The following is a 19,281-nucleotide window of genomic DNA, read 5'->3' on the forward strand; positions in this document are numbered from 1 at the left end:
GTATCTTTAAGTATTTTCAGTCATCACTGCCGGGGCGGGGAAAGGCTGGCTTCGCTTGCCAAGGGGCAAAAAACGGCAGGAGGAGAAGTGCCGGTAGGGCAGCACCAATCGTAAAGAGAAAAAAGAGCGGCCAGCCCATGATCTCTGCCGCTTTACCCGCGGGCGCTGCCAACACATCCCGACTAAAGGCAAACAAACTGGAGAGCAGGGCATACTGTGTTGCACTAAATTGAGGGTTGCACAGGCTCATTAAGAGTGCCGTTAGAGCCGCGATCGCCAGTCCGGCACAGAAGTTATCAATACTAATGGCGGCCACCATCACCGTTGGATTGGCACCCACATTGGCCAAAACAAAATAGGAGACATTGCTAGAAGCTTGCAATCCCCCCATGATCCAAAGAGCACGGTGAATACCGATTTGACTGATGGCCGCCCCGCCGGCAAGGGCACCAACAATGGTGGCAATCAGCCCGACACCCCCTTGCACCGCACCAATTTGGGTTTGGCTAAAGCCCTGCTGCAACAGGAAAGGGGTCATCATGTTCCCTGTGAGGGCATCCCCCAAGCGGTAGAGGCAGATAAAGAGCAGAATAATCAGCCCCGTTCCCCAGCCGTAGCGCTGGAAAAAATCAAGGAAGGGGCGAATCACTGCTTGCGCCAATGAAGGAGGAGCCGGGGGATGGACTTCGGGTTCCGGTGCCCAAAGGGTCGTGACCATGCCCACGAGCATCAGCAGCGCCATCAGGACGTAAACCACGGGCCAAGGCAGTTGATCGGCAAGAATCAGGGCTAGGGAACCCGTGACCAAGAGCGCAATGCGATAGCCAAGGACGTAAATACCCGCACCCGCCCCCATTTCAAGGGGTTCTAGGACATCGGCACGGTAGGCATCCACCGCAATATCTTGGCTGGCGCTCAAAAAAGCAATGGCGAAGGCATTCACTGCCAACAGCCGCAGGCTCGTACTGGGATCCTGTACCGCCATTAGGGCGATCGCCCCCAAGAGGAGCACCTGAATGAGCAGTAACCAGCCCCGCCGCCGTCCCAAAAAGGGAATTGTATAGCGATCTAGCAAGGGTGACCAGAGAAACTTCAGCGAGTAGGGCAACCCCACGAGGCTAAAAAGGCCAATGGCGGTCAAGTCAATGCCCTCAACGGTCATCCATGCCTGCAGTGTTCGGCTGGTGAGAAACAGGGGTAACCCTGAGGAAAAGCCCAACAAGAGCAGGGCCGCCATTTTGCGACTTTGAAACACCCGTAGAGCTGCGCCGATTCCCGCCATTCATGTCGTTCCCCTGCTTGAGACTTGCCCTAGTGTAGAGCAAAAGGGGCAGTCACCTAAAGACTACTGGCTTGATTGATGCGACTGGGGCGAAAAGCGGGCCGACAGGTATCTAGGGAAACGGGGACGGGTTTGACGTGCCAGATGTCTTTGCAGTACTCCGCAATCGTGCGATCGCTAGAGAATTTGCCCATGCGCGCCACATTGAGAATAGACATCTGTGTCCAGTGGCTCTTCTCGCGGAAGGCTTGGGCAACCCGTTGCTGACAGTCCACATAGGATTGGTAGTCCGCCAACAGCATATAGGGATCTTCGTTGAGCAGGGAACTGACAATCGGTTCAAATAGCCCCGGCTCACGTGGATTGAAGTAGTCGGAAATCAGGCTGTCAATCACTTTCTTGAGCATTGGGTTGCTGTTGTAGTACTCGCGGGGATTGTAGCCCTCAGCTTTCAGGCTCATTACCCCTTGCGCCGTCAAACCAAAGAGGAAGAAGTTCTCTGCCCCCACCTCTTGGCGAATTTCCACATTTGCCCCATCCAGAGTACCAATCGTCAGGGCGCCATTGAGGGCAAATTTCATATTGCCGGTGCCGGAGGCCTCCTTACCAGCGGTGGAGATCTGCTCTGAAAGATCAGCCGCAGGATAGGTCATTTCCCCAAGGGAAACGGAATAGTTACTGAGGAACACGACCCGCAGACGGCCATTGACATCCCGATCATGGTTGACCATATCCCCCACCGCATTGATCAGCTTAATGATCATCTTGGCCATGAAGTAGCCGGGGGCTGCCTTGCCACCAAAAATAAATGTGCGCGGCTGAATGTCAATGTTGGGGTTGGCCTTGATTTGTTCGTAGAGGGTAATAATGTGGAGCACCGCCAAGTGCTGCCGCTTGTACTCATGGATCCGCTTCACTTGAATGTCAAACAGGGAATAGGGATCCACTTCAATCTGGTTGTGGCGCCAGATGTACTCCGCTAGGCGTTCTTTGTTGGCTTGCTTGATTTGCTGCCACTTGGCCTGAAAGGCGGGATCCGTGGCGTAGGGTTCTAGGCCGCGCAGGTCTTCAAGGTGGGTAATCCAGCGATCGCTCTTCAGTGTTTCGGTAATCAGGCTGGCCAAGCGGGGATTACTCATCAATAGCCAACGGCGGGGGGTAATGCCATTGGTTTTGTTCTGGAACTTGTTGGGGTACATCTCGTAGAAGTCCCGCATCAGCTCCTGCTTGATCAGCTCTGTGTGCAGTTCGGCGACCCCGTTGACCGTATGGCTGCCGACACAGGCCAAATGCGCCATGCGCACCTGCTTGGGATGACCTTCCTCAATCAAGGACATGCGTGCTAAGCGGGCAATGTTGCCGGGATAGCGTTGGCGAATCTCGTTGAGGAAGCGGTAGTTAATCTCGTAAATAATTTCAAGGTGGCGCGGCAGTAGTTGCGCAAAAAGTTCCACCGACCAGCGTTCAAGGGCTTCCGCCAGCAGGGTATGGTTGGTGTAGGCAAAAGTGCGCTGGGTAATGTCCCACGCTTTTTCCCACGGGAGTTGGTACTCATCCACCAGCAATCGCATCAGTTCAGCCACACCAATGGCAGGGTGGGTATCGTTGAGCTGAATGGCTACTTTGTCGGGGAAGGCATCAAAGCTGGTGTGCCGCCGCAGGTAAAGGCGAATAATGTCCTGCAACGAACAGGAGACAAAGAAATACTGTTGCCGCAGGCGCAGCTCCTTGCCTTGGGGAGTGTTGTCGTTGGGGTAAAGAACCTTCGAGATATTCTCACTAAAGGTTTTTTCCGAGACCGCTTGGGTGTAGTCACCGGCGTTGAACACCTGAAGGTTAAAGTCCTGCGCTGCACGAGCACTCCACAGACGGAGCGTATTCACCGTATTTTTGCCATAGCCTGGAATTGGCGTATCGTAGGGCGTGCCAAAAACGGTAGTGCTAGGAACCCACCGCACCCGGTAGTGCCCTTGGACATCGGTGTAGGCTTCGGTGTGGCCGCCAAACTTAACTTCGACATTGTAGTCGGGCCGGGCAATCTCCCAAGGGTTACCAAAGCGCAGCCAGTTGTCGGGGACTTCGTGCTGCCAGCCATTGGTGATGATTTGCTCGAAAATTCCATACTCGTAGCGAATGCCGTAGCCAACAGCGGGAATTTCGAGGGTGGCTAAGGAGTCGAGGAAACAAGCCGCCAACCGTCCTAGGCCGCCATTTCCTAAGCCTGGTTCAGGTTCGCGATCCATGAGTTCATTGAGATCTAAGCCAAAGTCGGTCATGGCCTGTTTGGTTTGCTCATAGAGGCCGACGTTAATCAGGTTATTCAGGAGCAAGCGACCAATGAGAAACTCTGCCGACAGGTAATAGACCACCTTCGCATCCTGCTCAAAATAGGTTTGGGCAGTTTTAATCCGTCGATGCAGCAGGCGATCGCGCACCGTGTAGGCCAGTGCCATGAAGTAATCGTAGGGCGTGGCAAACATGGCATCCTTGCCTTGGATGTAGTGCAGGTTATCCACAAAGGCGCGCTTCAGGGTTTGCACTGTCATCCCTGTGCGATCGCTCTCGATATACAAATCGCAGTGTTCGTCGTTGGCAGTAGGGTTGGTGTGGGAAACTGAATGAACAGGATGACCGTTAGGAGTGGAGGAACTATTCATGCAACCTGTGGCTCTGAAGGAATCGGAAATAACTTAACTTAAGGCTAATACAGATTTGTGAAATGTACATTAGATTACCGCTGCGGGAATTTTAATAATTGATTTATCTGCCTTTACATTTTTTTAATCTTCTCAAAGAGTGATCCAATCCCTTGGACAATCCCTAATCAAACCAACCAATTTCTGCATCGCCAAGGTGAGAGGCATTGGGATTGGAGATGGGAATTTCATTGACAAGGGGCTTAAATCCCACATCCTCAAAGCGGTAGGGCTGAGGCACCGTGAGTTGGCGAATGACTTCTTTGGCCTCTTCAAATTCGGCTTCTAGAGCCTGATGGCGGGTTTGGAGGTCCTGAAGCTCAGTTTCGAGGGCTTGGGCGCGATCGCGCCACGTTTGCACTTCCTGTTGCAGTTGCTCTATCTGGGTGCTGTGAGCGGTTTTCTCAGCTTCTGCCGCTGCTAACGCTGCTTTGAGGGTGGCCAGTTCTTGCTCTAGTTCTGCCTTGGTGGGCTGGTGTCGACTCCGCTTGCTGGGCGCTTGACTTTGTTTGGCTGCCTCTTGCCGCAGTAGATCGCTGAGGTTTTGGTGTTCCATCAAATGAATGATTAAATTACTTGCACAATCACAGTCTTTCTCTTGTTGATCTTTGCATAAAATTCGCACTGATAGGATATAATCGCTTGGAATTCTTTTGGCTGTGAGAGTGAAATATGCTAACCTCGACCGCAACGCCGCTGACCACAGAGCAGGCACACCTCAAGATTCAGGGGGGCTATCGGTTATCGGGGGAGGTGAGGATTAGCGGAGCCAAGAATTCAGCATTAGTCTTGATGGCGGGGGCACTCTTAGCAGCGGATACAACAATTCTCCATGCAGTGCCTGACTTGGCGGATATTCGTCGCCTTGGGGAAATTTTACAGGCATTGGGGGTCAAGGTACAACGCCTCGGTAGTGAAGCGATCGCCATTGATGCCACGGAATTAAATACCAATGATCCCCCCTATCGCTTGGTCAGCCAACTGCGGGCGAGTTTCTTTGCCATTGGTCCATTGGTGGCACGGTTGGGGATTGCTCGTGTTCCCTTGCCTGGCGGCTGCGCTATTGGCGCTCGTCCGGTGGAACTGCATGTGCGCGGTCTGCAAGCGATGGGAGCCGAAGTCACGATTGACCACGGTGTTGTTACCGCCAGTGCCCCCAAACTGAAGGGAACCCGCATCTATTTGGACTATCCCAGCGTTGGTGCAACGGAAACCCTGATGATGGCCGCCACCCTTGCCGAGGGGGAAACCACGATTGAAAATGCCGCTCAAGAACCGGAAGTGGTGGATTTGGCCAACTTCTGTATCGCCATGGGGGCAAAAATCTATGGCGCAGGCACCAATTCGATTACCATTGTTGGGGTCGATCGCCTCCACGGCACTGAATACGAAATTATCCCTGATCGCATTGAAGCGGGAACATTTCTCTTGGCGGCTGCCGTCACCCGCTCTGCCATTACATTGGCACCGGTCATTCCCAGTCACCTGACACCTGTGGTTGCCAAACTGGAAGAAATGGGAGCGAGGATTGAATTTCCCGATCCCACCCGTGTCCGCTTTACCCCTGCTCTGCACTACCGTGCCACCGACATTGAAACGCTCCCCTACCCCGGCTTTCCCACGGATATGCAGGCCTTGATGATGACATTGCTGGCCATCAGTGAGGGGAATAGTTTAGTCAGCGAAACGGTGTTTGAAAATCGCTTTGGCCATGTGGCTGAACTGAATCGCATGGGTGCCGATATTCGCGTCAAGGGAAATCACGCCGCCATCCGAGGGGTGCCCCATCTTTCCGGTGCACCGGTAACAGGTACGGATTTACGCGCCACAGCGGCTTTAGTCGTTGCTGGACTGGCTGCCCACGGCGAAACCCACGTCTATGGCTTGCAGCACTTAGATCGGGGCTACTGGCAAATTGAAGCCAAGCTGCGGGGTTTGGGTGCACAGCTAGAGCGTTATGTTCCGAGTACAGCCCCTTCTCCAGTTTTTTAGCCCGTCCTTGGGGGCAAGTGCCATCTCGGTTCCTATCCCCCCTGTCCATTGCGCCATCACATTCGCCAGTACTGCAGCTACGGTGGGCGTCCAATGTTCCCATGCGCTAAGGGGCAAGGCCAATGCCCCCCAATAGGCACCAAAAAGACAGCTTAAGAGAAAACCAGCACTGGGTTGCTGCTTGATAACAATTTCATGGGCTAATTCTAAGTCCCACGGGGCGATCGCCAAGGCATAGCGGATCATCTCCCCTTTTTCTGAGGGTAGGGGCAGAGCCTCAGGTGCCCAAGCCGCCGCGAGGTATTCATGGAGCAGGGTCTGAATGTCCTGCAACCCTTCGGGGACGGCAACCAAAGGTTGGTCCCATGATGCCAGCAACTGCGGCAGCTGAACGAGCCACTCCCCTTGGTTGGGGGTTAACCATTGGTGGGGCAGTGCTTGGGCTAGATAGATATCCTCTTTAGCAATGCCCCACAGAAGTCCAAGGAGGGCACCGCGAAACTGTTCATAGACGCCCCCTCTGACCATCACGCCGACTGCTTTTGACCCACGACAGCATAGAAGGGATCGGTGAATCCCAGCCAAGGCCAGCGACGGGGCAGATGGGTTTCGATGACCTTAAGGGAGGGAATGCTGTTGATATAAGTTTGCACCAAGCGCAGGCGATCGCCCTCGGTACCCTCGCGCCACGCCTGAATCGCCTTCTCAAAAAACATTCGATTCGAGAAGCTGACAATGACCACCCCTTGGGGTTTGAGGATACGGGCAATTTCTGTAAAAGTGGCCTCAGGATACTGGAGATACTGCACCGACACCGCCATCAGCACGGCATCAAAACTGGCCTCCTCTAGGGGCAAAGCCAACGCTTCATTGAGGTTCTGGACAAAGTAGCGATCCAGCCGAGGGTTGCGGGCTAGCTCCGCCGCATTCATCCCATGACCCACCACCTCCGCAAAGGATAGCTCTGGTGGTAGATGGGACACCCAACTACTCATTAAGTCCAAAACCCGCATTTGTGGCTGCAGGTATTCGCGGTAGAGATTTGTGAGGCGCGCCAGAAAGAAATCATCCACGTGGGTAACAAAGCGCGGTGCCGCATAAAAGAGAGCATCGCTGCGGCTATCCAGTTTCGTGCGCTGGTAGGGATTGAGAATCATCGACCTAACTGCTGAGCAATCTCCTTTTGAAGATAACGAACAACCTCGGTTAAGGGGAGGGTGGATTTGGTACCGCTTGCCCGGATCACCAGTTCCACTTCCCCCTTGGCGATCGCCCGCCCCGTCACTAGGCGATAGGGAATGCCAATGAGATCCGCATCTTTGAATTTCACCCCTGCCCGCTCATCGCGATCGTCGAGGAGCACCTCAATTCCTGCCGCCTGAAGTTGATCGTAGAGGTCAGTAGCCACCTGCATTTGCTGCCCATCCTCGATGTTGGGAACGACAATGATCACCTGATAGGGGGCGATCGCCAGCGGCCAAATGATCCCCTGAGCATCGTGGTGCTGCTCCACCGCCGCCTGAGCCAAGCGGGAAACCCCAATGCCATAGCAGCCCATCACCAGCGGCACCTCTTCCCCCTGTTCATTGGTGTAGGTGGCCTTCATCGCCTCAGAATACTTTGTCCCCAACTGGAAAATATGGCCAATTTCAATGCCACGGGCCGTCTCTAGGTGCTGTGTTGGATCGTGGCAGGCGCGATCGCCGGCTTGGGCTTTGCGCACATCGGCGACAATGGCCGGTAATGGACAGGATTTGCCCCAATTGACACCGACACGGTGCTGTTGATCGCGATTGGCTCCTGTAATAAACCGCTTTAACTCCGTTACGGTGTGATCGGCAATGCGAATCCAGTGGGGAATGATCTGGGGATCGGCTTTAATAACGCCGTCCTCTATGTCAGGGCCAATGTAACCAAAGGGAATGGGGGTGGCTGCCCACTCTTGGGCGGTATTGGCATCCGCCACCCGCAGATCCAGCAATTTCGTTGCCCCGTAGTTGGGCGCAAGGGAAGTGAGGGTGTTGTGCAGCTTGACGCTATTCACCTCTTGATCGCCGCGAATACTCACCAACACGAGACCCACCCGCCCATTATCGAAAACCGCTCGATAGAGGACATTTTTCACAATTTGCGTCGGATGGCACTGCAAGTGCTCAACAAGGGCATCAATGGTTGCCGTATTGGGGGTATCTAGTGTCGCCACCTTTTTGTAGGTTGTGGGCACCGCGTCAGGGGGCAGCGAAACGGCCTTTTCCACATTGGCGGCATATTGGCCGTCAGCCGTATAGAGCACTTCATCTTCGCCGGCGGCAGCCAGCACCATAAACTCATGGGATCCCGATCCGCCGATCGCACCCGAATCCGCCTCTACAGCTCGAAACGTCAGGCCACAGCGCTGAAGAATACGGCTATAGGTGTCGTACATCACCTGATAGGTTTCCTTGAGGCTGGCCACATCGGCATGGAAGGAGTAGCCGTCCTTCATAATGAATTCTCGTCCCCGCATCAGACCAAATCGCGGGCGAATCTCATCGCGGAATTTGGTTTGAATTTGGTACAGGTGAACGGGCAACTGACGATAGGAGCGAATCAAGTCCTTAGCGAGGGTGGTGATGACCTCTTCATGGGTCGGCCCTAGTCCCAACTGCCGCTCAGCGCGATCGGTGAGGGAAAACATGATCCCTTCGGCCTTGGTATAGGTATCCCAGCGTCCCGACTCTTGCCACAGTTCAGCGGGTTGTAATTGCGGCAGCAAACATTCCAAGGCACCACTGCGGTTCATTTCCTCACGGACAATGGCGCTCACTTTTTGCAGCACTCGCCACATCAAGGGCAGATAGCTATAGATGCCACTGGCAATCCGTCGAATATACCCCGCCCGCAGGAGCAATTTGTGGCTGGGAATTTCCGCTTCCGCTGGATCCTCGCGAAGCGTGACAAAAAGCATTTGCGAGAGGCGCATAGCTGGGCTACCGATACTGCACAGAGCCTCTATTTTACGATGACCAGCGATCGCTAGGGGGTAGCCGTTGGTTCGGGGTCTACTGCTGGCGGTTGAATAGGTGTCGGCATCGGGGCAACCGTGGCCTCAGGTGTCGGTGCAGGACTGGCAGGGGTAGGAGCAACGGTGGTTTCAGGGGTGGGCGTAGGCGTTGGAGATGTCTCAGGTGTCGGCTTAGGAGCAGCAGTGGCTTCAGGGGTGGGTGTGGCCGGCGGCACTGATTCTGGTTCGGTTACTGGTTCAGAAGTCCTTTCAGGGGGACTGGGGGGGCTTTCCCACCAAGCGGGCGTGGGTGCTGCCTGTTGACGTTGGCGCACGCTGAGTTCATAGTCCCACTGCCAGATGCGATTGAGGGCTTCACGGTAGAGGGCGCGCCCAGAACCAATTTGCTCAGCGGTTTGAATGGCTTCCTCTAGTTTGCCTTCCCGTGCCAAGCGAATCGCTTGATCCAGAATCGGACGATCCTCAATTTCTTCCAGTTTTTCCTGCCACTCGTTGCGGTAGTTGGCCACTACAGAAGCAAGCACAGCATTGCTGGGGAAGTATTGCAGAACCCCTAGGGCGGCCTGATACTGTTTCTGTTCTGCGAGGGCGATCGCCGCATGGAGCAAGGGCTGCTCATCAATCGTACGCAGATCCCGCTGCCAAAGGGCAATCAAACCTTGGGCTTGACCCCGTTCCGGCTGACCAAGGGGCACCTGCCGAGCTTGAGCAATGGCCAAGGCATACCCCCAGCGCAGATGAGAATTGGCGAGCCACGATGCCCACTGAAGATGCTGCTGGTTGCGCAACTGCTGCTGCCATGTCTTGAGGTAGGCCTGAGCCGATGCATAGAAGGGATCCGTGGTGGGAATCTGCTGCACGCGAGCGATCGCTTCCCAGTAGCCCAAAACCGTTCCCTTGGCCGCAAGGGCTTTGGCCTGCCCCAAGATGACAATCGGGCGATCGTGGTAGGACACATCGAGAGCGGGGGCAATTTTTTCAATGAGGGCTAGGGCACCCTCGCGATCGCCGGCCGCTAGGCGTTCTTCAGCGTACACAAACACTTCGGGAATCCAACGGCGAATATCCGCTTGGGCTTGGGAATAAACAACCGCCTCGGGGGGAATTTGCAGAGCCAGCATGACCGCCTCGGCCAGTTCATTGGCTGTTAACCAAGCCGCCAAATCCCGTGCCTGTACCAATTGCACCCACGCATCCTGTTCTTGGGAGATACGCACCGAGAGCTTTTGGGCCTGTTCGCGCCAGTAGTCGGTGCCCAACTGGTTCATCAGTTTCACTTGCAGTAATGCCAGCCCCCAATCCTGCTGGCGCAGTGCCGCCTCCGCCGTGGCCAACAAGTTTCCCCCTTCTCCCACATTGGTTGCGCTCAGTAGCTCTTGGGCTTGGGAGTAGCTGGCTGCAGTGGTGGGGATTTTTTTCAGCAGCAGCGTTGCCAGTTCGATGTTGCCTTGGCTCAACTGTTGGCGGGCAATCACGAGTAGGGCGGCTGACCATTCATCCACGCGCCGCTTCGCTTGGGGAAAAAGGGGGTGATCTTCGGGCCACTGACCGACGGTTTCAATGGCTTGAGCAACAGAGGGTAAGTTGCCGTGGAGGGCGGCTTGATCGGCACAGTAGAGGCGATCGCCATCGCTCATGACGAGGCCGGGGCGACGACAATCGGGCAAGGGGGGTAAAACCAATAGCCAAGCACTGGCGGTCATCAGGGTTGCGCCGGAGATTAAAAAGGGGATGAGCCAAGGCCACCCCTCATAGGCCATGAGTCGTTGGCGGTAGGTTTGCCAGCGGGAGGGCAGAGATGCAGTGACTGTTGTCCCCACAGGGGCGATCGCTAGCTCCGCTGACTTAGGAACCCGCCGCAACCACCGTTGCCAAACCTCTAGTGCTTTCATTTCCTGCTGCGGCTCCTCACCCACTGCCTCAAATTTCCCTAGGATGCTAGGGAGGTCGTTAGAAATTGTTATAGCAAATCAACTTGGCAATTCCCTCCTCAAGTTGCCGTTTCCCACGGCAGGATTATAATTTAAGGATACGAATCGCAATAATCCTTAACATTTCTCCTGATTTTGCAACGCCTGTGACCGCACTCTGGCAAAGCTTGATTTTAATCTCCCCCTTTTTCTTTTGGGGAACTGCCATGGTGGCCATGAAAGAGGTGATGCCCCATACCTCGCCGCTGTGGGTTGCCGGTGTGCGCCTTGTGCCCGCAGGCCTTCTGGTGTTAGCGGTGGCGATCGCCCTCGGTAAGCCCCAACCCAATAGCTTACGGGCGTGGGGATGGATTAGTCTTTTTGCCTTTGTGGATGGCTTTTTATTTCAGGGGCTTCTGGCCACTGGCTTAGCAAAAACGGGAGCCGGGCTGGGTTCTGTCATGATTGACTCCCAACCCCTTGCGGTGGCATTGCTGTCCCGCTGGCTATATCAAGAGCGCGTTGGCGGCTGGGGCTGGCTGGGGCTATTTCTTGGCTTAGTGGGCATTAGCGGTATTGGTCTAGGCGATGATCTCTTGACGTTGCTCCATCAACCCAGCGCATGGCAAGGTATTCCTTGGGGACAGTGGTGGCAGCGAGGTGAACTGTGGATGCTGTTGGCTGCCCTCTCAATGGCCGTGGGAACCATTCTCATGCGTCCCTTGGCACGCTATGCGGATCCCGTTGTGGCTACCGGCTGGCACATGGTCTTGGGCGGGTTGCCCCTCTTGCTCTTGCCGAGCCTGAATACCCCAGCACCTTGGGCGGCTCTACAGTGGCCAGATGTCTTTAATTTGGGCTATGCCACCCTCTTCGGTAGTGCCCTGTCCTACGGTGTCTTTTTTTATTTCGCTGCCAAGGGGAATCTGACTAGTCTCAGTGCTCTGACCTTCCTCACCCCAGTATTTGCCCTCACCTTTGGGCATTGGTTCTTGGGGGAAACCCTGAGTCAAGTTCAGTTGCTAGGAGTGGGTCTGACGCTGGTTAGCATTTACATCATCAATCAGCGCCAAGTGCTGGGGCGGTGGTGGCAACAACTCCCCTTACCCACCCGCTTGCGGGAATCGGCAACTTCGGTCAGCGTTAAAGTAGTCGATCAAAAGTAGTCGATTAACCTCAGTCAAATAGGTCAGTTTCCTGCCCAGCGTCCCCACACCCCAGCAAGTCTATGAATGATCCCTTTCACCTGATCCAGTTATCAGATCTGCATCTATTTGCCACAGATGAAGGCAGACTCCTTGGCTTGCCCACGGCTCAATCCCTAGCTGCTGTTTTAGGGGTAATTCACCGTCATGCCCCTGCTGCCCTGCTGCTGACGGGAGACTTGGCACAGGAACCCGTTGCCACCACCTACGACCGTTTGGCCACTGCTTTCGGGGACTTTAAATGTCCCGTATATTTGGATTCCCGGTAACCATGATGAACCAAGGGTAATGCTGCCGGCGCTGGAACGTCCGCCGCTGAGGGGCGATCGCCAGATCAATCTTGGGACTTGGCAAGGCCTGCTCCTCAGTTCCCAAGCGGATGGCAAAGTCCATGGTGAATTGCGTCCTGAAACCTTAAGCTGGCTAGAGGCAACCTTGAGTCGCGCGGGCGATCGCCCCACATTCATTGCCCTGCACCATCCCCCCTTTGAGACCGGTGCCCCTTGGCTCGACAGTAGCCGCCTACAAAACCCTGAGCACCTTTTTGCTGTCTTGGATCGCCATTCGCAGGTGAAGCTTGTCCTCTTTGGTCATATCCATCAGGAATTTGCCACCGAGCGGCAAGGGGTGACGTATCTCGGCTGCCCCTCCACCTGTATCCAGTTTTTGCCTCGCGCCCCTGAATTTTCCCTTGAACCCATTGGTCCCGGTTTTCGTCATCTGTTGTTATACCCCGATGGCACCTTTAGAACCCACATTGAACGGGTAGAGATTCCCCTCACCTTGGACTTTAGTGCCAAAGGGTACTAAAACCTAGGCGATAGCCGCATTTGTAGGCTATACCTATTGAAAAGTGCGTGTAGGTAGGAGTGGTGGGCTATGAACCTCAGTCGGAACACCGATGAGATTAAACTGGTTCCCGAGATGACCGGTGGTCGAGTCCCCTATACCCCCCGCAACCATCGCCGTATTCTCTGCATTTTCCCCCGCTATAGCCGCTCCTTTGGTACGTTTCACCACGCCTACCCCCTCATGGGCACGGTACGCGCCTTTATGCCACCCCAAGGGATTTTGTTGGTGGCCGCCTATCTTCCAGACTCTTGGGAAGTGCGCCTGATTGATGAAAATGTACGGCCAGCAACCGATGCTGACTATGCTTGGGCTGATATTGTCATTACTAGCGGCATGCACATTCAGCGGCCACAAATTTTAGAAATCAACGACATTGCCCATCGTCACGGTAAACTCACTGCCCTCGGCGGGCCTTCGGTCTCCAGTTGTCCGGAATACTATCCCGATGTGGATATTCTCCACCTAGGGGAACTGGGGGATGCCACCGATAAAATGATTGCTTACTTTGACGAGTACGGCAGCCAGCGCCCGCCCCAACAACTGATCTTTGAAACCACGGCACGGTTACCCTTGAGTGAATTTCCTGTGCCTGCCTACCAGCACGTGCGCATGGAAAATTACTTCCTCGGCAGTGTGCAGTTTTCCAGTGGCTGTCCCTTTCGCTGTGAGTTTTGTGATATTCCCGAACTCTATGGCCGCAATCCGCGCCTGAAAACGCCGCAGCAAATCCTCAAGGAACTGGATACAATGCTGGCTTCAGGAAATCCGGGGGCGGTCTATTTCGTTGACGATAACTTTATTGGCAATCGCCGCGCCGTCATGGAACTGCTGCCCCATCTGATTGACTGGCAAAGGGCCAATGGCTACCCGCTGCAATTTGCCTGTGAAGCGACCCTGAACATTGCCCAAAGCCCAAAACTTCTAGAAATGATGCGGGAAGCCTATTTCTGTACGATTTTCTGTGGCATTGAAACCCCGGAACCTGAAGCGCTCCACGCCATCCACAAGGATCAAAACCTAAGTATGCCGATTTTGCAGGCGGTGCAAACCCTCAATCGTTACGGCATGGAAGTGGTTTCTGGGATCATTATTGGCTTTGATACCGATACACCCCAAACGGGCGATCGCATTCTTGAGTTTATTCGCGCTTCCCACATTCCCACATTGACGATTAACCTGCTGCACGCCCTACCCCGTACCCCCCTCTGGCGTCGGCTGGAAGCAGAAGGCCGCCTCAACCATGACGAAAACCGCGAATCCAATGTTGAGTTCCTGATGCCCTACGAAGAAGTAGTGGAAATGTGGCGCCGCACCATCACCACCGCCTATGAACCGGAGTTTCTCTACGAGCGGTTTGCCTATCAAATGGAACACACGTATCCCAACCGCATTGCAGTGCCGAATAGCCCAGCTCGCCTCAGCCGCGAAAATATCCTGCGGGGACTGCGGATCATGAAAAATCTCCTCTGGCACGTGGGGCTTTGGGGGAGCTACCGCAAGACGTTCTGGAAGCTGGCAGGGCCTGCCCTGAAAAAAGGCCAAATTGAACAAGTGATCCACGTGGGTGTGGTGGGGCATCATCTGATTAACTTTGCCCAAGAATGTGCCCGTGGTGATGAGGCGGCGTCCTTCTATGCCCAACGGCTACGGCAAAAAAACACAACGGCCACCTCGCCCAAATCGGCCATCAAGTTGCCAGTGAAGCTGCGCTAACGCTCCTCGCAGCATTCCCCATCCCTAGGATGGGCTGCTTTATTTACTGTACAGTCATATAATAGAGTTATTAAGCTAAGTTATCTTGATCTGTGTCTCTAGTGTGCGATATCCCCTATGGTTGACCTCCCCTCCCCTGACTTGCTCACCCACGTTGCCGAGTATTTCAAAGTGCTGTCGGAACCGAGTCGCCTGCAAGTGCTCTGTGCCCTAAAACAGGGACGGCGCAATGTCTCGGAGATTATTCAGGAAACGGGGTTGGGGCAGGCCAATGTCTCAAAGCACTTGAAAACCCTTGCTCAGGCGGGTCTGGTGCGGCGACAACCCCAAGGGGTTACCGTCTATTACGAAATTGCTGACCCGACGATCTTTCCGCTGTGTGATCTGGTGTGCCAGCGGCTGAGGCAGCGCATTGAGGAGCAATCCCAAGTCGTCAAGGAATTGGTGCACAATTTCTCCTAGGCGCCATGCCCCAATATGCGAGAATAGTTGCGTAGGTTTTGATGAGTATGGCCTCTGCGGCTTAGCACTAGCATTCAGCAATGACGAAATATGTTTTTGTGACTGGCGGTGTCGTCTCCAGTATTGGGAAAGGAATTGTCGCCGCTAGTCTGGGGCGTCTATTGAAATCGCGGCAGTATTCCGTGTCAATTCTCAAGCTTGATCCCTATATCAATGTGGATCCGGGCACGATGAGTCCCTTCCAGCACGGGGAAGTGTTTGTGACCGACGATGGTGCCGAAACGGATTTGGACTTGGGGCACTACGAGCGCTTTACGGATACACCCATGTCCCGCCTCAATAGCGTCACGACGGGATCCATTTACCAAGCGGTGATTAACAAAGAGCGACGCGGCGACTATATGGGGGGAACGGTGCAGGTCATCCCCCACATTACGAATGAGATTAAAGAACGCATTCTACGGGTGGCGAAGGACAAAAACCCCGATGTGGTGATTATTGAAATTGGGGGAACCGTTGGCGATATTGAGTCGCTGCCCTTTCTAGAGGCCATCCGTCAGTTTCGCACGGAGGTGGGGCGGCACCATGTGCTGTTTATGCATGTAACCTTGGTGCCTTGGATTCCCTCGGCAGGGGAGATGAAAACAAAACCCACCCAGCACTCGGTGAAGGAATTGCGCTCCATTGGGATTCAGCCGGATATTCTGATCTGTCGTTGCGATCGCCCCCTTGTACCGGGCATCAAGGAAAAGCTCTCCCAATTTTGTGATGTCCCTGTGGAATGTGTCATTCCCTCGCCGGATGCCAAAAGTATCTATGAAGTGCCTCTGCTGCTTGAGCGCGAAGGGTTAGCCACCCAAGTTTTGAGTCTTTTGAACTTGGAGCAACGGCAACCGGATCTCAGTCAGTGGCAGGCTCTGGTGGAGCGGCTCTACCGTTCCCATACGCCGTTGGAGGTGGCGATTGTGGGCAAATATGTCCGCCTCAGCGATGCCTATCTTTCGGTGGTGGAAGCCCTGCGGCACTCGGCGATCGCCCTTGATCAGGAACTGCGTATCCGCTGGGTCAACTCCGAAGAAATTGTTGAAAATGGTGTAGAAAATGCCCTCAGCAATGTCGCGGCGATTGTTGTGCCGGGGGGGTTTGGTATTCGCGGCGTCGAAGGCAAAATTGCCGCCATTCAGTACGCCCGTGAGCAAGGAATTCCCTTTTTGGGGTTGTGCTTGGGGATGCAGTGCGCGGTGATTGAGTGGGCACGCCATATTGCCGGTTTAGAAAATGCTAACAGTGCTGAGTTTGATGCCAATACCCCCCATCCGGTGATTCACCTGTTGCCTGAACAGCAGGACATTGTGGATTTGGGGGGAACGATGCGCTTGGGCTTGTATGCCTGCCGCCTAGCCCCCAATTCCCTTGCCGAAAAGCTCTACGGCGAAACGGTCATCTACGAGCGGCACCGCCATCGCTACGAGTTTAACAATGCCTATCGCAGCCTCTTTTTAGAAACGGGCTATCAAATTACAGGCACCTCTCCTGATGGCCGCTTAGTAGAAATTATCGAGTATCCGGCTCACCCCTTCTTTATTGCGGTGCAGTTTCACCCCGAGTTTCGTTCCCGCCCCAATGCGCCTCATCCTCTCTTTTACGGCTTGCTGGCAGCGGCAGCCAAGAATTCTAATCGTGACAATTCACAGTTAGTCCCAAGCCTCTAGATTTCGCAGCGGTTCCACAAGGATAGTGCTGGCATCTGTTGCCCGTATGGCCACATCGGTCAGGGCACCCACCCGTACGGCCAAGGTTTGACTGAAGGGGGCACGACGCAACAGGGTGACGGTTTGGCCGACGGTAAACCCCACGGCAGCAAGGCGCCGTTGCCAAGCGGGGGTTCCCTCAATGGCAGTAATCCGCGCCGAAGTACCAAGGGGGAGGTCAGAGAGCACCACAGGATAATTCATGAGACGGGTGAAGCAGGTGTCGCCAAGCGCCGGACCTCTTGAAGGGCTTCCTTGGCGGAGGGGTAGCGATCGCTAAAGTTAAATTTCACCATCTTATTGAGCACTGCCGCTAGACCTTCACTCACTGTGACACACTGCTGCCAATCCACTTCACCCGTGCGCGGATCTCGCGGTAGATCGCGGGGTTTAATACCCGTTAAAGCCTGCAGCACAATCATGCTGACAGCGTAAATATCACTGCTGAGGGTGGGCTGACCGGAGAGCTGCTCTGGCGGAGCATAACCCATCGTACCAATGACCACGGTGCTCCCTTGGGTTTTCTCCACTTCTTGGGGTTGAATTTGCTTCACTGCCCCAAAGTCAATCAGCACCAGCTTGCGATCGCTGGCACGGCGAATAATATTATCGGGCTTAATATCGCGGTGAATCACATAGTGACTGTGGACAAAACTCAGCACTTCCAAGATTTCCCGTAGGAGTTGAATGGCCTCAGCTTCCGTGTGTTTGCGTTGCAGTTCCTCACTTAGGGAAGCACCATCAATAAACTCCTGCACCAGATAGAATTCCTGATTTTCCTCAACATAGGCCAGCAAGAGGGGAATTTGATCGTGGCGTCCTAGCTTTTCAAGGATTTCTGCTTCGGTATTAAAGAGCCGTCGCGCCACCTGCATAAAGCGCTCATCGGTGCGTCCCGGTCGCAAATGCTTGACCACACAGAGGGGGTTCCCCGGTCGCTGGGTATCCTGAGCCAAATAGGTGCGGCCAAAGCCCCCTGACCCCAAGACTTTTTGGATTTTGTAGCGACCACTGAGGAGAGAACGGGGTTTGCCGGTAATTTCTGTGGGTTCTCGCAGGGCTGCATTGAGGGCTGCCGTATCCTCGGCCATCAGCGATCGCAACAGTGCCAAGGCTTTTTCCTGTTCCTGTACTTTTTCTTGGAAAGATTTTTGCTCCTGCTGCGCCTGATAGCTAACGTAGCCGACCATACCCATACTGCTGAGCACTAGGGCGATCGCCGGCGGCACCACGGGAATCCAGCCACTCCCCATGACAAAAATGCCAAAGCCACCACCAAAAAGGACAATTAGCCCCCCCACTACCGCGCCCCCCAACCCCAGGGGTTGCCGCAACCACCAGCCAAGGACACTGCCCACCCCAGCCCACAGCAGAATCCAGCCGAGCACCACTGGCAGCGGCCAATACCAAATGGGACTTTCGCCGTCGAGGGCCGCACTCAGGAATTGACTCACCATCTGGCCATGAACAACCACCCCCGGCATTTGCTGCGTCACGGCATCACTACCGCTATAGGGGGTGAGGAAAATATCCTTGATGCTCGGCGCAGACACCCCAATCAAAACGACGCGATCGCGAATCAGGTCTTCGCTCACCCGTCCGGTCAGTACATCCGTTAGGGAAACCGTTGGCCCCACTGCGTTGCGTGAGCGGTACTTCAGCAGGGTTTGCATGCCGCGATCGTCCACCCCCACATAGCCACCGGCATCGCTGCTGAGGAGGGGAAAATGCACATCATTGAGCGTCAAACCCTTGTCATCGAGTTTGATAGTCTGAGCGGGGTCTTGTTCTAGGTAGCGCAGTGCCAGCATCAGGGCAAAGGAAAAGGGCGTTGTACACCGCTGTGCTTTAGGATTGCTGATCACAAATAGATTGCGGCGAATGACACCATCGTTATCGAGGGGGATATCGGCAAAGCCCACTCGCTCTGGCACCTGTGCTGCGGGAATACTGGGTGGTGGTGGCACTTCGGGTTGCTCCGCTGTTTCCCCCGTTGATTTGCACACTGGAATAATGCGCGGGTTGATGCGAATCATGTTTTGCAACTCGTCGTGGCCGGGGGGGTGGGGCAAATCGCGGAAAATATCCAAGCCAATGGCACGCGGGCTAGCGGCATTAAGGCGGGTGAGGAGATCGGCAACGGTAGCATCCGGCAGGGGCCACGTTTTTTGGGCTTGAATGTCCTGCTCCGTCACCAGCACCGTCAGGATACGCGAATCAGGGTCACGGGCGGGTTGCGATCGCACATAGAAGTCATACAGACTCAGTTCCGACGGCTGAAGCAGTCCCAGTTGGCGCACACCGATCACCACAGCGGTTACTCCCAGTGTGGTGGCAACAACCGGCATCGGCAGCCATTTTGGCCAAGGGTAGGGCACGATTTCAACTCCTCGCGCAATTGTGCAGCGGCGCCC

General features: G+C 54.8%; 17 protein-coding genes. 7 read left to right on the forward strand and 10 right to left on the reverse strand.

Going from position 1 to position 19,281, the window contains the following annotated elements; translation table 11 throughout:
- Positions 1 to 16: 16 nt before the first annotated feature.
- The 3 genes from M0644_RS02175 to M0644_RS02185 form a co-directional block, all read right to left on the reverse strand.
- Positions 17 to 1,282 carry an AmpG family muropeptide MFS transporter gene (locus M0644_RS02175; RefSeq protein ID WP_149817742.1) on the reverse strand — a complete coding sequence of 422 codons (1,266 nt, stop codon included), beginning with the start codon at positions 1,280 to 1,282 and terminating at the stop codon, positions 17 to 19.
- A gap of 56 nt (positions 1,283 to 1,338) precedes the next feature.
- Entirely contained in the window at positions 1,339 to 3,939 is a 2,601-nt protein-coding gene (locus M0644_RS02180) for a glycogen/starch/alpha-glucan phosphorylase (protein ID WP_286626395.1), read from the reverse strand.
- Positions 3,940 to 4,102: 163 nt separating this feature from the next.
- Entirely contained in the window at positions 4,103 to 4,534 is a 432-nt protein-coding gene (locus M0644_RS02185) for a hypothetical protein (protein ID WP_286626396.1), read from the reverse strand.
- Between the two features lie 116 nt (positions 4,535 to 4,650).
- Between M0644_RS02185 and murA the strand changes: the two genes are divergently transcribed.
- Entirely contained in the window at positions 4,651 to 5,970 is a 1,320-nt protein-coding gene (gene murA / locus M0644_RS02190; RefSeq protein ID WP_286626397.1) for a UDP-N-acetylglucosamine 1-carboxyvinyltransferase, read from the forward strand.
- Here murA and M0644_RS02195 read toward each other — a convergent pair.
- The 5 genes from M0644_RS02195 to M0644_RS02215 form a co-directional block, all read right to left on the reverse strand.
- Positions 5,926 to 6,501, reverse strand: a complete 576-nt coding sequence (locus M0644_RS02195) for a hypothetical protein (RefSeq protein WP_286626398.1) — start codon at positions 6,499 to 6,501, stop codon at positions 5,926 to 5,928. The genes murA and M0644_RS02195 overlap by 45 nt on opposite strands.
- On the reverse strand, positions 6,498 to 7,127 hold the full coding sequence (locus M0644_RS02200; RefSeq protein ID WP_286626400.1) for a class I SAM-dependent methyltransferase: 630 nt from the start codon (positions 7,125 to 7,127) through the stop codon (positions 6,498 to 6,500). Before M0644_RS02200 ends, M0644_RS02195 begins: the two co-directional genes overlap by 4 nt.
- On the reverse strand, positions 7,124 to 8,932 hold the full coding sequence (locus M0644_RS02205; RefSeq protein WP_286626401.1) for a proline--tRNA ligase: 1,809 nt from the start codon (positions 8,930 to 8,932) through the stop codon (positions 7,124 to 7,126). Before M0644_RS02205 ends, M0644_RS02200 begins: the two co-directional genes overlap by 4 nt.
- 53 nt (positions 8,933 to 8,985) lie before the next feature.
- Positions 8,986 to 10,866, reverse strand: coding sequence for a hypothetical protein (locus M0644_RS02210; RefSeq protein ID WP_286626402.1), 1,881 nt, complete (start codon positions 10,864 to 10,866; stop codon positions 8,986 to 8,988).
- Between the two features lie 124 nt (positions 10,867 to 10,990).
- Positions 10,991 to 11,113: a hypothetical protein gene (locus M0644_RS02215; protein ID WP_286626404.1), complete on the reverse strand. Its 123-nt coding sequence runs from the start codon at positions 11,111 to 11,113 to the stop codon at positions 10,991 to 10,993.
- On the opposite strand from M0644_RS02215, the gene M0644_RS02220 reads away from it, so the two are divergent.
- The 6 genes from M0644_RS02220 to M0644_RS02245 all read left to right on the forward strand — a co-directional run bounded on the left by M0644_RS02220 (position 11,112) and on the right by M0644_RS02245 (position 16,828).
- Positions 11,112 to 12,050, forward strand: a complete 939-nt coding sequence (locus tag M0644_RS02220; RefSeq protein WP_286626405.1) for a DMT family transporter — start codon at positions 11,112 to 11,114, stop codon at positions 12,048 to 12,050. The genes M0644_RS02215 and M0644_RS02220 overlap by 2 nt on opposite strands.
- A gap of 62 nt (positions 12,051 to 12,112) precedes the next feature.
- Positions 12,113 to 12,358 (forward strand): hypothetical protein, encoded by a 246-nt coding sequence (locus tag M0644_RS02225; RefSeq protein WP_286626406.1) that lies wholly within the window; start codon positions 12,113 to 12,115, stop codon positions 12,356 to 12,358.
- A gap of 19 nt (positions 12,359 to 12,377) precedes the next feature.
- The gene (locus M0644_RS02230) at positions 12,378 to 12,899 is read left to right on the forward strand and encodes a metallophosphoesterase (protein WP_286626407.1); all 522 of its coding nucleotides are present in this window, start codon (positions 12,378 to 12,380) and stop codon (positions 12,897 to 12,899) included.
- Between the two features lie 69 nt (positions 12,900 to 12,968).
- Entirely contained in the window at positions 12,969 to 14,654 is a 1,686-nt protein-coding gene (locus tag M0644_RS02235; protein ID WP_286626408.1) for a B12-binding domain-containing radical SAM protein, read from the forward strand.
- Between the two features lie 117 nt (positions 14,655 to 14,771).
- Positions 14,772 to 15,116 carry a helix-turn-helix transcriptional regulator gene (locus M0644_RS02240; protein ID WP_149817764.1) on the forward strand — a complete coding sequence of 115 codons (345 nt, stop codon included), beginning with the start codon at positions 14,772 to 14,774 and terminating at the stop codon, positions 15,114 to 15,116.
- 80 nt (positions 15,117 to 15,196) lie between these two features.
- Entirely contained in the window at positions 15,197 to 16,828 is a 1,632-nt protein-coding gene (locus M0644_RS02245; RefSeq protein WP_149817766.1) for a CTP synthase, read from the forward strand.
- Here the strand turns inward: M0644_RS02245 and M0644_RS02250 are convergent.
- Positions 16,811 to 17,071 (reverse strand): FeoA family protein, encoded by a 261-nt coding sequence (locus M0644_RS02250; RefSeq protein ID WP_286626411.1) that lies wholly within the window; start codon positions 17,069 to 17,071, stop codon positions 16,811 to 16,813. The two genes, M0644_RS02245 and M0644_RS02250, sit on opposite strands and share 18 nt — an antisense overlap.
- Entirely contained in the window at positions 17,068 to 19,245 is a 2,178-nt protein-coding gene (locus M0644_RS02255) for a CHASE2 domain-containing serine/threonine-protein kinase (RefSeq protein ID WP_286626413.1), read from the reverse strand. The genes M0644_RS02250 and M0644_RS02255 overlap by 4 nt, the downstream gene beginning before the upstream one ends.
- Positions 19,246 to 19,281: the final 36 nt, after the last annotated feature.

The sequence above is a fragment of the Thermosynechococcus sp. B1 genome (genome assembly GCF_030322985.1).
GTDB lineage: Bacteria > Cyanobacteriota > Cyanobacteriia > Thermosynechococcales > Thermosynechococcaceae > Thermosynechococcus.